This window comes from Nonomuraea sp. IBHARD001 (genome assembly GCF_056106265.1).
This window is the reverse complement of sequence record NZ_JBWBBW010000002.1, coordinates 7,554,351-7,566,724: the sequence shown is the minus strand read 5'-3', so window position 1 is coordinate 7,566,724 and position 12,374 is coordinate 7,554,351. Positions and strand designations below refer to the sequence as shown.

General features: G+C 70.9%; 14 protein-coding genes and 1 tRNA gene. 8 read left to right on the top strand and 7 right to left on the bottom strand.

The window, feature by feature from the left end; translation table 11 throughout:
* Both ACTWNK_RS36035 and ACTWNK_RS36030 read right to left on the bottom strand, forming a co-directional pair.
* Complete coding sequence (locus ACTWNK_RS36035; protein WP_474309388.1) at window positions 1-507, bottom strand: cysteine dioxygenase; 507 nt, start codon at window positions 505-507, stop codon at window positions 1-3.
* On the bottom strand, window positions 504-1,367 hold the full coding sequence (locus ACTWNK_RS36030) for an amidohydrolase family protein (RefSeq protein ID WP_474309387.1): 864 nt from the start codon (window positions 1,365-1,367) through the stop codon (window positions 504-506). The genes ACTWNK_RS36035 and ACTWNK_RS36030 overlap by 4 nt, the downstream gene beginning before the upstream one ends.
* A 187-nt stretch (window positions 1,368-1,554) precedes the next feature.
* On the opposite strand from ACTWNK_RS36030, the gene ACTWNK_RS36025 reads away from it, so the two are divergent.
* On the top strand, window positions 1,555-2,550 hold the full coding sequence (locus tag ACTWNK_RS36025; protein WP_474309386.1) for a LacI family DNA-binding transcriptional regulator: 996 nt from the start codon (window positions 1,555-1,557) through the stop codon (window positions 2,548-2,550).
* Window positions 2,551-2,557: 7 nt separating this feature from the next.
* Here ACTWNK_RS36025 and ACTWNK_RS36020 read toward each other — a convergent pair whose 3' ends face one another.
* The 3 genes from ACTWNK_RS36020 to ACTWNK_RS36010 all read right to left on the bottom strand — a co-directional run bounded on the left by ACTWNK_RS36020 (window position 2,558) and on the right by ACTWNK_RS36010 (window position 5,686).
* The gene (locus ACTWNK_RS36020) at window positions 2,558-3,913 is read right to left on the bottom strand and encodes an aromatic amino acid lyase (protein WP_474309385.1); all 1,356 of its coding nucleotides are present in this window, start codon (window positions 3,911-3,913) and stop codon (window positions 2,558-2,560) included.
* A gap of 4 nt (window positions 3,914-3,917) precedes the next feature.
* Entirely contained in the window at window positions 3,918-4,286 is a 369-nt protein-coding gene (locus tag ACTWNK_RS36015; protein WP_474309384.1) for a phage holin family protein, read from the bottom strand.
* Between the two features lie 182 nt (window positions 4,287-4,468).
* Window positions 4,469-5,686 carry a cation:proton antiporter gene (locus tag ACTWNK_RS36010; protein WP_474309383.1) on the bottom strand — a complete coding sequence of 406 codons (1,218 nt, stop codon included), beginning with the start codon at window positions 5,684-5,686 and terminating at the stop codon, window positions 4,469-4,471.
* A gap of 51 nt (window positions 5,687-5,737) precedes the next feature.
* Here ACTWNK_RS36010 and ACTWNK_RS36005 point away from each other — a divergent pair, with 51 nt between their 5' ends.
* Window positions 5,738-6,733 carry an NADP-dependent oxidoreductase gene (locus ACTWNK_RS36005; protein WP_474309382.1) on the top strand — a complete coding sequence of 332 codons (996 nt, stop codon included), beginning with the start codon at window positions 5,738-5,740 and terminating at the stop codon, window positions 6,731-6,733.
* A gap of 52 nt (window positions 6,734-6,785) precedes the next feature.
* Window positions 6,786-7,061, top strand: coding sequence for a hypothetical protein (locus ACTWNK_RS36000; RefSeq protein WP_474309381.1), 276 nt, complete (start codon window positions 6,786-6,788; stop codon window positions 7,059-7,061).
* Here the strand turns inward: ACTWNK_RS36000 and ACTWNK_RS35995 are convergent.
* Both ACTWNK_RS35995 and ACTWNK_RS35990 read right to left on the bottom strand, forming a co-directional pair.
* Window positions 7,058-7,642: an FAD:protein FMN transferase gene (locus ACTWNK_RS35995; protein WP_474309380.1), complete on the bottom strand. Its 585-nt coding sequence runs from the start codon at window positions 7,640-7,642 to the stop codon at window positions 7,058-7,060. The two genes, ACTWNK_RS36000 and ACTWNK_RS35995, sit on opposite strands and share 4 nt — an antisense overlap.
* Before the next feature lie 75 nt (window positions 7,643-7,717).
* Window positions 7,718-8,776, bottom strand: a complete 1,059-nt coding sequence (locus tag ACTWNK_RS35990) for a ferric reductase-like transmembrane domain-containing protein (RefSeq protein ID WP_474309379.1) — start codon at window positions 8,774-8,776, stop codon at window positions 7,718-7,720.
* Window positions 8,777-8,818: 42 nt separating this feature from the next.
* On the opposite strand from ACTWNK_RS35990, the gene ACTWNK_RS35985 reads away from it, so the two are divergent.
* From ACTWNK_RS35985 to ACTWNK_RS35965, 5 genes are all read left to right on the top strand, one after another.
* On the top strand, window positions 8,819-9,484 hold the full coding sequence (locus ACTWNK_RS35985; protein WP_474309378.1) for a response regulator transcription factor: 666 nt from the start codon (window positions 8,819-8,821) through the stop codon (window positions 9,482-9,484).
* The gene (locus ACTWNK_RS35980) at window positions 9,481-10,488 is read left to right on the top strand and encodes a sensor histidine kinase (protein WP_474309377.1); all 1,008 of its coding nucleotides are present in this window, start codon (window positions 9,481-9,483) and stop codon (window positions 10,486-10,488) included. Before ACTWNK_RS35985 ends, ACTWNK_RS35980 begins: the two co-directional genes overlap by 4 nt.
* Before the next feature lie 2 nt (window positions 10,489-10,490).
* The gene (locus tag ACTWNK_RS35975) at window positions 10,491-10,883 is read left to right on the top strand and encodes an OsmC family protein (RefSeq protein WP_474309376.1); all 393 of its coding nucleotides are present in this window, start codon (window positions 10,491-10,493) and stop codon (window positions 10,881-10,883) included.
* A gap of 344 nt (window positions 10,884-11,227) precedes the next feature.
* A complete protein-coding gene (locus ACTWNK_RS35970) occupies window positions 11,228-12,151 on the top strand; it encodes a nucleoside hydrolase (RefSeq protein WP_474309375.1) in 924 nt (307 codons plus the stop codon).
* A 45-nt stretch (window positions 12,152-12,196) separates the two neighbouring features.
* A tRNA-Lys gene (locus tag ACTWNK_RS35965) sits at window positions 12,197-12,270 on the top strand.
* Window positions 12,271-12,374: the final 104 nt, after the last annotated feature.

Sequence of the window (12,374 nt, the reverse complement as noted above, 5' to 3'; positions counted from 1 at the left end):
TCAGGCGACGTCGGCCACGTCGTCCATCGGGCGCAGCTCGTCGGCGTAGCTCACCGAGACACGGCGCATGACGCCGGTGCCGTCGATGGAGTACTGCCCGAGGCGCCACAGCGGCGGTGAGTAGGCGTGGATGGACACGGCGTGGTCGACGGCGCCGTTGAGCCTGTGGATGTGGTCGGGGCCGAAGGAGAAGGACTGCCCTTCGGTCACGACCGTCTCCAGGTGCTCGCCGCCGATGCGCGGGTTGCACTCCAGCAGGGCGCCCTGCACGACGTGGACCGCGCCGGAGGAGATGTCGTGGTCGTGCCAGCCCGTGTCGTCCTCGGGACGCCAGCACAGCAGCCACACGTCGACGTACGCGTCCCGGTACAGCGAGGCGTAGTGCCTGCCGCCGTCCTCGGGGAAGGCCACCTGATCCTGCCACTGCGACGGATCGGCTGCCAGTTCGTTCACCAGATCCTTCAGTTCCCGGCGGTCGAGCGTACGTGCGGGTAGTGCCGTGCTCACGTGCGTGTCTCCTTCCTGCTGAGTAGACGACGAGGGTTGACGACCCTGATGGCGTGTTTGGCCGCATCGCCCATGCCCGGGTCGGGGGCGGTGGCGTAGGGCTGGTCGGAGCCGTTGACGACGACGTCGATGCCGAGTTCGCGGACGACGGCGTCGATGGCTCTGGGACCGTAGGAGGAGGTCTCGACGAACATGTCCGGGTCGACCAGGCCTCTGTCGCCGCCGCCCCGGGCGATGAGCCGCTCGGTGTGCAGCGGCGCGAGCCCGGCCAGCAGCGCGAAACAGACCCGCAGCCTCGGATGGCGCGGCCGCACGTGCGCCCTGAAATGGAACCAGGCGGCATGCATCTGCTGCACGTACGGCACCACCGCGGGCCACCAGCCGGGATCGGCGGAGGCGCTTCGCACGGCGGGGCCCGGATGCACGAACAGCGGCAGGTCGCGCTCGACGAGCAGGTCGCAGATGCGGTCGTCGGGCAGGGCCGTCGCCGGGATCTGGAGTCCGGCGAATCCCCGGTCGAGGTCCTTGGCCAGCCGCTCGACGTCGAGCTCGCTGTGGCAGGTGGCGGCCCAGGCGCCGAACGGCGCGGGCAGGGCGAGCGCGCCCTCGTGGTAGGCCTCGATCAGCGGCCAGGCGTCCTGCGGCGGCAGCGACTCGATGCCGAGCGGGCTGGACAGCGAGACGAGTGCGAGCTCCAGGCCCTCGACGTCGCGGTGCTCGTGGTCGGCCGGGTCCACCTCGTACGGCGGCTCGCCGTCGAGGATCAGCGTCCAGCCGTCGAGCATGGGTGGGGACGTGCGCGAGCGCAGCGCCGCCACGAAGGACGGCGTCCACAGATGTTGATGGACGTCTATGCTCACGATCACACCTCCCCGCATTTCCTACTAAGAATATAGGTAAACGCATCACGCTGGAAAGTCAATCCAGTGAATCGATTCAGTGATACGGTTCAGTGAACCGCTTCACAAGGCTCCGTGTCAATCGCGGGACGCCCCTCGTTCAGCCGGAGCACGGCGAACTGTCGTAGCCAGCGCGTAGGGTGTCCTGATGCCTCGCAAACGAGCGACCATTCGCGACCTGGCGCAGGCCACGGGCCTGTCACCGGCGGCCGTCTCCTATGCGCTGCGCGGTCTGCAGGTCTCCGACGAGACCATCGAGCGGGTGCGCGCGGCGGCGGCCGAGCTCGGCTACGAGGCCGACCCCATCGCCCGCGCGCTGGCCAGCGGTCGCACCGGCATGATCGGCCTGCTCTGCGGCTCGCTCGAAGACCTCTGGCAGCAGTCGCTGGCCGTCGGCATCGCCAGGGGCCTGCGCGACAAGGACCGCTACGCGCTCATCCTGGACGCGGCGGGCGACCCCTCACGTGAGCGTTCGCTGGCCAGCCAGCTGCGCGACCAGCGCGTCGACGGCATGATCGTGCAGCCGGTCGACCCGGCCGCCGCCTTCTGGGCCGACCTGTGCGAGAGCGTGCCCGTCGTCGCGATCGGCGACGGGCTGGCCGGGGCGGGCACGGCGGGCGAGGTCGTCTTCGACAACAGGCACGGCGTCACCCTCGCCCTTGAGCACCTGCACGCGCTCGGCCACCGCCGCGTCGCCGTGCTCACGCCCACCCGGGCCAGCACCCCCGACCGGCCCGCCGACGTGCACGTCAGCGCCGAAGGCGACCGGCTCGGCCTCGACCTCACCGTCGTCACCGCGCCGCACGACCTGGCCTCGGCCACCACCGTGGCCCAGGAGCTGCTGTCGTCGGACGCCAGGCCGAGCGCGGTGTTCTGCTTCGCCGACTCCATCGCCTACGGCGTCTACGCCGCCGCGGCCGAGCTCGGCCTGTCGATCCCCGGGCAGGTGTCGGTGATGGGCTACGACGACCATCCGATGTCCGGGCTGCTGACGCCCGGCCTGACGACCGTCGACTGGGACATCGACGGCATCGTCAGGGCCGCCGTGCGCCTGGTCGCGGCCGCCGCCGACGGCGGCACCCGACGCAGGCGCGTGGTCCAGTCGCCGACCCTGCGGGCACGGGGGTCGGTGGGCGCGGCCTGAGGGCGGCTCAGGCGGGCCAGTCGCGCAGGGTCGCGCGTGCCGATTCGAGGTCGGCGTCCAAAGGGCGGTCGTGCATCTCGGGGGCGGCCTCGGTGGTCAGGCCGCGCTGCCGGAGGGCACGGGCGGCGGCGACCAGCTCGCAGGCCAGCACCACCTCGAGCGGCTCCACGCACCGCAGCGCCATCCTGGCCGCCTGGGTGGCGAACCCGGCATGCTCCTCGGTGCCCCTCGACAGCACCGCCGAGCCCGTCGTGACCGGCGTCGCCAGCGCCCGCAGCTCGGCCAGCGCGTCGGCGGCGACGTACTCCAGGATCATCGCGCCGGAGCGGCCGTGCCCCTCGGCGAGGAAGGGCAGCAGCCCGGTGTAGGCGGGCTCCATGAGCGTGGCCAGCCTGGCCGTGCTCAGCGCCGCCGCCTGCGCCACGGCCGCACGCGCCGCGTCCAGCGCCAGGGCGGCGGGCGCGGAGTGGAAGTTGCCGTTGTGCCAGGCCAGGCCGCCCGCGATGAGCGGGTTCTCGCAGGCGGCGTTCAGATCGACGCCCACCACCTGCTCGGCCCTGCGCACGGCGTCGACGGCCGCGCCGTGCACCTGGGGCAGCGCGCGGTAGCCGTACGGATCCTGCAGGCGGGTGCCCTGGCCCTGGACGAGCTCGCGCAGCCTGGCCGCCGTCGCCGCCTGTCCCGGGTGCGGCCTGGCCAGATGTACGGCCTGCGCCAGCGGCTCGGGGGAGGCGTCGATCGCGGTGAAGGACCTGGCCGCCACGCGCACGGCCGCACTCAGCAGCCTCTGCGTCGAGTGCAGGGCCAGGGCGGCGTCGCCCAGGGTGGCGGCGCCCGAGCTGATGAAGGGAAGCGCGTCCTCGGAGTCGAGGGCGAACCTCGGCTCGGGCAGGAAGACGGCCGGGTCGGGAGGCCGCCAGGCCGTCTCGCCCAGCAGGCACAGCGCGGTGGTGGCCAGCGCGGTCAGGTCGCCGGTGCCGACGGCGCCGTAGGTACGCACCGGCGGTGTGAACCCGGTGTTGATCGCCTCGGCCAGCACGGGCAGCACACCGGGATCGACGCCCGAGCCTCCGGCCAGCAGTTGGTTGAGCCTGACCACGAGCATCGCCCTGGCCCGCACCGGCTCGATCAGCGGCCCCGCGCCGCCCGCATGACTGCGCAGCAGGTCGAGGCCGCCGCCTTCGACATCGCTCTCCTTGTTGGCGCCGACCCCCGTGGTCCGGCCGTACACCGGACCTGACATGGCCTTCGCCGCCCGCCAGGCGGCCCGGGCCCGGTCGCTTTCGCCGACCGAGACCGGGGCTCCGCCGTACGCGCAGGCGTGGACCTGTTCGCAGGTCAGGCCGGCACCGTCGAGGATCATCGCACTAGTCGGGGATGACGAGGTTGAGCACCCAGCTCACGACGCTGACGATGATCGCGCCCCAGAAGGCGGCCCAGAAGCCGTCGACGTGGAAGGGCACATCGAGCTGGGTGGAGATCCAGCTCGTCAGCAACATGAGTCCGGCGTTGACGACAAGGGCGAACAGGCCGAGTGTCAGCACGTAGAACGCGCACCCGACGACCTCGATGATCGGCTTGATCACGGCGTTGACGATGCCGAAGATCAAGGCGACGACGAGGAGCGTGCCCCACGACCTGGCGGTGGAGGAGGCATCGACCGTGATGCCGTCCACGATCTGGGTGGCGGCCCACAGAGCGGCCGCCACCACCAATATCTTCAGGATGAATTTCATGGTGAAGGCGATGCGCCTGGCTCCGGCGAGTCAGCGCGGTGCCGTCCCTCCTTCGGTCTCGACGTGACTGTGGATCAATGGTCTCAGGGGGCGTCTCCTCGATCCTGCCCGGTTCGGCGGCAGGCGCGCGGCTCAGGGGCGGTGCCACCTCGTCGAGGCGGGTCCGCGCCGGGTCTCGGTGGTCAGGCCAAGGGCGTCGACGATGATCGATCCTCGCATTTCCGGTCGGCGGAGCGATAGAGCCGCAGGCCGAGCAGCGGATAGATCATCACGCTGAACACACCCGCGGTGACCATGGCGGCGGCGGTGGCCGAGTCGATCGCGCCCGACTCCACCCCCGTCGAGGTGATGACGACGATCAGCGGCAGCCCGGCCGACGCGAACAGCGCCAGCGCCTTCGCCTCACCCGGCCGCAGCTCCTCGTCACGCCGATGCAGCAGGTACGTCGGCAGACCGCGCACCAGCAGGAACAGCAGCAGGAAGACCGGAATGAGCAGCAGGCTCATCGGACTGGCCAGCAACGACTTCAGATCCAGCTTGACCCCGCTGACCACGAAGAAGAACGGGACGAGAAAGCCGAAGCCGATCGCGTCCAGCTTGGAGGCGACGAGATGCTCCTCGATGTGCGGCCCCGACTCCATCGCCAGCCTGATCACGATGCCGGCCGCGAACGCCCCCAGCAGGATGTCCAGCCCGAACTTCTCCGCGATCCACAACATCGCCACCAGGACGAACATCACGATGCGGATGGCGAGCTGGCCGCTGCTTCCCATGGTGGCGGTGACGAGCTGGGCGAGCACGGGATGACGCGGCTGGGCCGCCGTCCTGGCCGCGACCACAGCGATGACGGCGAACAGGGCGATCAGCAGGACCGTGTGCCACTTCTCGCCCTCGCCGAAGACCAGCGCGATCGCCACGATCGGCCCGAACTCGCCCAGCGCCCCGATCGCGAGCACCCGCCCGCCGAACGGCGTGGGCAGCGCGCCCGCGTCGCGCACCATGGGCAGGATGGTGCCGAGCGCCGTCGTGGTCAGCGCCAGCGCCACCACCTGCGCGGTCAGGGTGAATCCCGAGATGACCAGCCCGAGCGCCGCGCCGAGCACGAGCGAGACGAACCAGCCGATCGTGGCCAGCCTGATCGGCGCGCCCCTGATCCGGCGGAACTCGATCTCGTAGCCCGCCATGAACATCAGCATCGACAGGCCGAACTGCGACACGGTCTCCACGATGTCGCTGACCTGCACCCAGCCCAGCAGCACCGGCCCGAACAGCACACCGAGCAGGATCTCCAGCACCACACTCGGCACCCTGACCAGCTTCGCCAGCCTGGCGGCGATCACCGGGGCCAGCATGGCGCCCAGCGCGATGACCAGGATGCTGGTGAGCTGCTGATCGGACATGCACGCTATGTGCCCACCGGTTACGCAATGTAGTCACCTAGCGTAGGTCGCATGGAAGAGATACGTCTCGCGTCGCGACCCGTCGGCCGGCCCACCCTGGCGAACTTCGCCTTCGCCGAGCTGCCCGACCCCGAGCCCGCCGAAGGGCAGGCGCTGGTCCGCAACCTCTACATGTCCGTCGACCCGTACATGCGGGGCCGGATGAACGATGTGCGGTCCTACACGCCGCCGTTCGAGGTCGGCAAGGTGATGGACGGCGGCGCGGTGGGCGAGGTGATCGCCTCACGCACCGACGCGCTCGCGCCGGGCGACCTGGTGCTGCACGGGTTCGGCTGGCGTGACCTGGCGCTCGTCGACGGCACCAACGCCAGGCAGGTCCAGGAGCTCGAAGGACTCCCGCTCTCGGTCTACCTGGGCGCGCTCGGCCTGACCGGGCTCACCGCCTATGCCGGGCTGCTGGACGTGGCCGAGTTCCGCGAGGGCGACGCCGTGTTCGTCTCCGGGGCGGCGGGCGCGGTCGGCAGCCTGGTGGGGCAGATCGCCAGGCTCAAGGGCGCCTCCCGGGTGATCGGCAGTGCGGGATCGCCGGAGAAGGTCGCCCACCTGCTCGGGCCGCTGAAGTTCGACGCCGCCTTCGACTACAAGCAGGGGCCGGTCGCCGAACAGCTCGCCCAGGCCGCACCCGACGGCATCGACGTGTACTTCGACAATGTCGGCGCCGAGCACCTCGAAGCCGCGATCGGCGCCCTGCGGGTGCACGGCAGGGTGGCGCTGTGCGGAATGATCGCCGTGTACAACGCGACCGAGCCGAACCCGGCGCCGCGCAATCTGGCCCAGTGCGTCGGCAAGCGGCTCACGCTGCGCGGCATGCTGGCCCGCGATCACGGAGCGCGCATGCCCGACCTGCTCGGCGACATGGCCGGATGGCTGCGCTCGGGCGAGGTGGTGCTGGACGAGACCGTGGTGGACGGCCTGGCAGCCGCCCCTCAGGCCTTCATCGACCTGCTCGACGGCGGCAACACCGGAAAGATGATCGTTCGACTTTGATGACGTTACGCATGCCGAATCGAGGGGAGGAGCGGTGCAGGGGAGGAGAAACATGGACACCGAGGCGCTTGAGTCGTTGCCCGCCAGCGAGTTGCACGACCGTGCCGTGCGCTACGCCGTACGTCATGGGGATTTCGGGTTTCTGTGGGACCTGCTCAAGGTGATCCCGGCCGCGGAGGCGGCCAGCGGGCACGGGGGCGAGGCGGCCAACGATTTGAGCCGGGTCTCGGCCCTGCTCAGCGATGCCATGGCGGCGGGCGAGGGTGAGCTCGGCGAGGCGCTGCGACCGGTGTACGTGGAGTACCTGACCAAGCATCCGGACGCTTAGGCCGCGCCGCTGTAGGCGGTGAAGCCGGGTGTGCTGTACGGGCGGCCGTCGGGGCCGACGATGAGGGCGTCGTATGGGCTGCTCTCGTAGGGCTGGGAGACCAGCTCCTGGGCGAAACGCCGGGCCATGTCGGGGCCCATCGCACACATGGTGGCGGCGTAGGCGTCGGCGACGGCCAGGTCGGGGCCGATCACGGTGACCGAGTCGAGCCGGTCGCCCGGCGGGCACACGGTGGCGACGGCCAGGTCGTGGGCGAAGACGACCTTGCGCAGGTCGCCGGTGCGCGGGTCGCGGATGCCGATCCGCCAGCGCCTGCCGGGACCGGCCGAGCCGCGCACCCGGACGCTGTACCCGGCCCTGATGCGGTGGTCGACGGCGCCGGAGAGGTTCAGCGCCCTGGACAGCCGCTCCACCGCCAGCCCGGTGCGCAGACCGCCCAGCTCCTCGGAGGTACGGCGCAGCCAGGCGAACGCGTCGTCGATCATCGGCTCCAGCTCACGGGCGGGAAGGGCGGTGCGGATGTCCACACTGACCGGCGTGCCCATCACCATCTCCAGGCGAGCCGCTCCAGGGAAAGTCATCGCGTCGTGTCCTCTCGCGTCCAGATCAAGGGATCTCAGATTCGCATCGTTTCCATAACGCCGGTGTAAGGCCGCTCAGCGGTCGGCCTCGGCCAGCGCCGGATGGATGTTGCGGTCGGGTACGTCCAGGCGGCCGAGTGCGGAGCCGACATAGGCCACGAACTCGGCGGGGCCGCTCAGGAACACATCGCGGTCGGCCACGTCCGGCACCAGTCTGGCCAGGCCCGATGTGCTCAACATCTCCTTGGCGACCGGGTCGTGCTCCGGGCCGAGCGCCAGGATGAGCCTGGCGCCCTTCGTCTCGGCCAGCCGCCGCAGCTCCGGGCCGAGCAGCAGGCCGTCCTCGTCCCTGGCTCGGCACAGCAGCACCGTGCGCCCGGGTCCGGCGGGCAGCGCCTCCAGCAGCGCCCTGGCCGGGGCGAGCCCCGCGCCCGAGGCGACGAGCAGCGTGCCGTCCTTCACCTTCGCCTCGGCCGTGCAGTCGCCGTAGGGCCCTTCGACGATCACCCGGGTGCCCGCTCTCGCGCCGGGCGGCAGGCCGAGCGCGGTGACGCGCAGCTCGCCCGCCTTCGGCGCCGCAGACAGGGCGATCGTGTGCGCCTGCCACCAGCCCGAGCGGGTCAGCAGCCGCAGCCTGAGGTACTGCCCCGGCCGCGCCGCCAGCAGGTGCAGGTCCTGGCCGCCGATGTGGATCGAGGTGCCGTCGACCGAGGTCACCGTGAACCTGTGCCTGCGGGCCAGCACCGCCGGGCGCACCGCACGCGCCCAGGCCAGCATCGCCAGCGCGCCGCCGTACAGGACGGCCCAGAACGTCAGGTCCTCCTCGGTCAGCACGTGGTGGGTGAACAGGGCCGCGCCCGCCAGGTACACGGCGAGGAAGGCGCGGTGGCCGACCTTGCGGGTCCAGCCGAGCCCGGCGATCTCCTCCAGGGTGCGCATCCGGCTCATCAGCAGGATCTGCGCGCCGATCAGATACCCGAACGCCGCCGCCGCGACATGGCCGCTACCGTGCAGGGGGACGTTCGCCGCATAGGGCAGCACGGGGAGCACGGCCAGTGCGGCGCCGGTCCAGAACAGCACCGAGGCGCTGAACCGGATCGGGGCCGCCGCTCGCGTCAGGGTGCTGGTAGTCATGTCATGGAGAATGCGCCACGTTTATGAGAACGAGGTGAAGAGGTGGCCGACGTCCTCGTCGTCGACGACGAACCCCAGGTCAGAGCAGCGATTTCGCGTGCACTCCGATTGGAGGGGCACCGGGTCGGCACGGCCTGCGACGGGCAGGAGGCGCTGAGCGCGATCGAGGCCGAGCGGCCGGACCTGATCGTGCTGGACGTGATGATGCCCAGGCTCGACGGCATCGAGATGTGCCGAAGGCTGCGCGGCACGGGCGACCGCACGCCGGTGCTCATGCTGACCGCACTGTCCGGACTCGGCGACCGGGTCGACGGGCTCGACGCCGGGGCCGACGACTACGTGGTCAAGCCGTTCGCACTGGAGGAGCTGTTCGCCAGGGTGCGGGCGCTGCTGCGCCGTACCTCCGGGTTCGAGCCGCCGCTGGAGTACGCCGGGCTCACCCTGCTGGCCGACAGCAGGCAGGGACGGCGTGACGGACGGCTGTTCGACCTGACCGGCACCGAGTTCGCACTGCTGGAGCTTCTGCTCCGCAATGCCGGACAGACCCTGACCAGGGAGGTCATCCTGGAACGCATCTGGGGCTACGACTTCAGGCCCGGCTCCAACTCCCTTGAGGTCTACATCCGCTACCTGCGCAAGAAGATCGGCGAGCCCCGGCTCATCCACACCGTGCACGGCCTGGGCTACGCGTTGCGGGAGTCGTCATGAGACTCCAGGTACGGCTGGCGCTCTCCGCCGGGATCGCCGCGGCGCTCAGCGTCCTGGTCGCCCTCGGCGTGGCGTACTACGTCACGTGCCGCCGCATGGAGAGTGTGCTGGGGCAGCTCGGCCGGTGGCAGGCCGAGTTCGGCTGGCCGTTCGCCGCGGTCGCCGCCGGAGGGCTGGTCCTGGCCGGGCTGTTCGGCTGGCTGGCCGCCCGTGCCTCGCTGAAGCCCATGTCGGCGCTCAGCGACACGGTCGCGGCCAACCGCGACCTCGGCCTGCGGATCACGGTGGAGCGCGACGACGAGATCGGCAGGCTCGCGGCCGGGTTCAACACCATGCTCGACGCGCTCGAACGCTCGGCCAAGGCGCAGAAACAGCTCGTCGCCGACGCCTCGCACGAGCTGCGCAGCCCGCTCACCGCCGTCCGGACCAATGCCGAACTGCTGCTGCGCCCCGACCTCGCCGAACGCGACCGGGCCGAGGTCGGCGCCGCCGTCGTGGCCGGGCTCGAAGAGCTGACCGGCCTGGTCGCCGACCTGGTCGAACTGGCCCGCGACGAGGAGCCCGCCGCCCTGGTCGAGGAGGTGCGCCTCGACGAGATCGTCAGCAGGCAGGTCACCAGGGCCTGCGCGCACTGGCCCGCGACCTCCTACGACGTGCGCACCGAGCCGACCCCCGTACGCGGCGTGCCCGACCGCCTGGCCAGAGCCGTGGGCAACCTGCTCGACAACGCCGCCAAGTACGGCCCCACCGGAGGAGCCGTCGAGGTACGGCTGCGCGGCGGCATCCTGACCGTGCGCGATCACGGTCCCGGTATCCCGGTGGCCGATCTGCCCCACGTGTTCGACCGTTTCTACCGTGCGGCCGATGCCCGCTCGCGGCCCGGGTCCGGGCTCGGCCTGGCGATCGTCAGGCAGGTCGTCGACAGCCACGGCGGCAGCGTCGCCGCGCTTCCCGCACCCGGTGGGGGCACGCTCGTGCGACTGGAGCTCCCAGTAGGGTCGTGAGCATGGCTGAAGTACGAGTGGAACGCACCCCCGACGGCGGTTTCGTCGCCACCAACGGCAGGGGCGCATCGGTGGCGATCGGCGCAGGGGACGAGCAGGGCGTGTTCTCGCCGGTGGAGCTCCTGCTCGCGGCCGTCGGCGGCTGCAACATCGTCACCGTCGAGCCGCTGACCGCCCAGCGCGGGCACCAGCTCATCCGGCTCGCGATGACGGTGAGCGCCGACAAGGCCGAGCCGAACCTGCTGGGCCCCGTGACCGTCACCTACGACGTCGAGGTCCCTTCGGACAAGGCCGACGAGGTCTACCGTGCGGTCGCCCATCGCGTGCACGACAAGTACTGCACCGTGAGCCGCTCCCTCCAGGAGGGCACCGAGGTGCACTTGGAGCTTCCCTAGGTTGTTATGCCGGATAACGGACCTCTTCATGGGAGGTTCGTTGCATTCGTCTCTGTAGTGTTGGAGCAGGTCAAGGGTGCTGCGAACCTACTTGCAGACTTTTGCCGATGCGGACGCGGAGGGGGACCGTCGTCTGCTTGAGCGGGACCGCCGACACTTCGGGGGAAGGTGTCGGCCTGGACCGCGGTAGATCGGGGCCGGAAGTTGGGGGACTTCCGGCCCCGATTCGTGTGTGCGGGGTGTTTCCGGGCTTGGGGGATTGTGTACTGGTCGTATGTGGGGGCGTTTCCGGGCTTGGGGGATTGTGCGCTGGTCCTCTTCGTCCGGCTTTCTAAGCTGGGTGCATGCCCCACCCGATCATCCTGGACTGTGACCCCGGTATCGACGACGCCCTCGCCCTGACGCTCGCGCACGGATCGCCCGCCGTCGACCTCGTCGGCATCACCACCGTCGCCGGAAATGTCGACCTCACCCACACCACGGCCAACGCCCTGGCCCTGCGCGACTTCCTCGGCCTGCCCGACGGCGTGCCCGTCGTCGCCGGCAGCCCCGGCGCCCTGCTGCGCGAACGCGTGCACGCCGTACGCGTCCACGGCGCCACCGGCCTCGGCGGCGCCCGCCTGCCCGCCCCCGTACGCCCGCTGTCCGACCTGCACGCCGTCGACTACCTGGTCGACACCCTGCGCGCCAGGCCCGGCGAGATCACCCTGGTCGCCGTCGGCCCCCTGACCAACATCGCACTCGCCGTACGGCGTGAGCCCCGGGTCGTCGAGTGGGCCAAAGGCCTGGTCGTCATGGGAGGCGCGTACACCCGGGGCAACCACAGCCCCGCCGCCGAGTTCAACATCGCGACCGACCCCGAGGCCGCCGCCATCGTCTTCGCCGCCGGTTGGACCACCACCCTCGTCCCGCTCGACGTCACCCGCACGGCCAAGGTCACCACGCCCGTCCTCGACCGCATGCGCGACCTGGGCCGCCTCTCGTCCCTGCTCGTCCCGTGCTGCGAGTTCTCCGGCCTGGTCGGTGCCGTCGACGGCCCCGCCGTGCACGACGCCTGCGCGGTGGCCCACCTCATCGACCCCACGCTGATGCGGTACACGCCCGCATCGGTCGAGGTGGAGACCACAGGCCGCCTCACCACCGGCATGACCGTCGTCGACTTCGCCGCCCCCACGCCCAACGCCCTCGTCGCCACCTCCCTGGACGTGCCCCGCTTCTGGGAGCTGGCGCTCGGCGTTTACCGGTCGTTGGCCACACGTCTCGACTGATGTGCGAGCGGCGCTCGCGGGCTGCTAGAGTTATCCATGTCGCAAGCGCCGCTAGCTCAGTTGGTTAGAGCAGCTGACTCTTAATCAGCGGGTCCGGGGTTCGAGTCCCTGGCGGCGCACAGCGCGAAACCCCAGCCTGGCATGTCCGGGCTGGGGTTTCTTTGTTGATCGGCGGAGGATCGCCGGGCGGGGCCCGTGTCCGTCCTCGGGAGGTTCTCGTGTC

Bases quoted from the DNA above. Each gene is read 5' to 3' on its own strand.
- ACTWNK_RS36015 (WP_474309384.1), bottom strand. From the start codon at position 4,286: ATGAAATTCATCCTGAAGATATTGGTGGTGGCGGCCGCTCTGTGGGCC.
- ACTWNK_RS36020 (WP_474309385.1), bottom strand. From the start codon at position 3,913: ATGATCCTCGACGGTGCCGGCCTGACCTGCGAACAGGTCCACGCCTGC.
- ACTWNK_RS36005 (WP_474309382.1), top strand. From the start codon at position 5,738: ATGGAAGAGATACGTCTCGCGTCGCGACCCGTCGGCCGGCCCACCCTG.
- ACTWNK_RS35970 (WP_474309375.1), top strand. From the start codon at position 11,228: ATGCCCCACCCGATCATCCTGGACTGTGACCCCGGTATCGACGACGCC.
- ACTWNK_RS36010 (WP_474309383.1), bottom strand. From the start codon at position 5,686: ATGTCCGATCAGCAGCTCACCAGCATCCTGGTCATCGCGCTGGGCGCC.
- ACTWNK_RS35995 (WP_474309380.1), bottom strand. From the start codon at position 7,642: ATGACTTTCCCTGGAGCGGCTCGCCTGGAGATGGTGATGGGCACGCCG.
- ACTWNK_RS36000 (WP_474309381.1), top strand. From the start codon at position 6,786: ATGGACACCGAGGCGCTTGAGTCGTTGCCCGCCAGCGAGTTGCACGAC.
- ACTWNK_RS36025 (WP_474309386.1), top strand. From the start codon at position 1,555: ATGCCTCGCAAACGAGCGACCATTCGCGACCTGGCGCAGGCCACGGGC.
- ACTWNK_RS35980 (WP_474309377.1), top strand. From the start codon at position 9,481: ATGAGACTCCAGGTACGGCTGGCGCTCTCCGCCGGGATCGCCGCGGCG.
- ACTWNK_RS35975 (WP_474309376.1), top strand. From the start codon at position 10,491: ATGGCTGAAGTACGAGTGGAACGCACCCCCGACGGCGGTTTCGTCGCC.
- ACTWNK_RS35990 (WP_474309379.1), bottom strand. From the start codon at position 8,776: ATGACTACCAGCACCCTGACGCGAGCGGCGGCCCCGATCCGGTTCAGC.